Source organism: Oceanobacillus luteolus (genome assembly GCF_023715655.1).
GTDB lineage: Bacteria > Bacillota > Bacilli > Bacillales > Amphibacillaceae > Oceanobacillus > Oceanobacillus luteolus.
In genome coordinates this window covers 1-940 of the sequence record NZ_JAMBON010000127.1, presented here as the reverse complement: position 1 = coordinate 940, position 940 = coordinate 1, and the positions used below count along the sequence as shown (strand labels likewise).

The 940-nt window shown below is 34.7% G+C and carries 1 protein-coding gene; it reads left to right on the top strand.

All coding sequences use genetic code 11. The features are described from left to right. Positions 1–253: 253 nt before the first annotated feature. The gene (locus M3210_RS20010) at positions 254–607 is read left to right on the top strand and encodes a MazG nucleotide pyrophosphohydrolase domain-containing protein (protein ID WP_251518048.1); all 354 of its coding nucleotides are present in this window, start codon (positions 254–256) and stop codon (positions 605–607) included. The last annotated feature ends 333 nt before the right edge of the window (positions 608–940 follow it).

Genomic DNA, 940 nt, shown 5'->3' with positions numbered 1-940 from the left:
ACAGTTTAGCTGACGGGATCAAGTCCCACGGGTGCGTCCGTCCTGCCCCGGCTACAATGTAATAATAAGACCATAAAAAATAAGGTCAACCAGAAATATTTAACATCTGGTTAACCTTATAATACGAATGGGTGCGTTAATCCAAGAAGGATAATGCTCTATTTGTCGGATTTATTGCAGTATGAGGACAGAAAACTTCAAATATTGATAGCTGTATTAGGATGAGGGTTAAATTAAATAGGGGAGCGTTAAAATGGGAAATGACAAAGAAAATCCGAAGCAATTAACATTTCGTGAGTTACAGAGTTACCTAGCACTAAAATACAAAGAAGGACGTACTTCATCTGCTTTGTTTATGAAATTAGTAGAAGAAATTGGCGAGGTAGCAGAGGTACTAAACCAGTTAGAAGGGCGAAAGGCAAATACGGGGAATACTTCTTTAGAAAAAGAACTAGTTGATGTTATCCATTACGCTGTTGCCATTGCGAGCATAAATCATATTGACCTAACAAAGGCCATTATTGAGAAGGATAAGCAAGCTGCAATTAAATATAATCAATCTCCAAATTTAGAAGATTTTTTAGAAGAAGAAATTAAAGTACATTAACATAAAAAATAAGAAATACTATAAAAAAAGAGGAGCATTTCTTATTGTACTAACGGGTGCGTTGATCAAAGAAGGGTTAACCGCCCTTGTTGTGTAAGTGGGGCAGATTACGTGGTAGAAGGGGCTAAAACTTCTACTAATAGATAGAAATTTGAAGAGATTACTTTAGTAGATCAGTAATTGTTCAATGAGAACAATTGATTCTAGTGCTAAACCAGCTAATAGTTGTCAATATTTTTCTCTAAAAAAATTAATTCTCTCATGATATACTAAAATTACGTATGCCAAATAACCCTCCACTACATAGTGATTGGAAGGTTTTGTTATATTTAG

Excerpts from the sequence above, each read along its gene's own strand:
- M3210_RS20010 (WP_251518048.1), top strand. The coding sequence starts at position 254 with ATGGGAAATGACAAAGAAAATCCGAAGCAATTAACATTTCGTGAGTTA.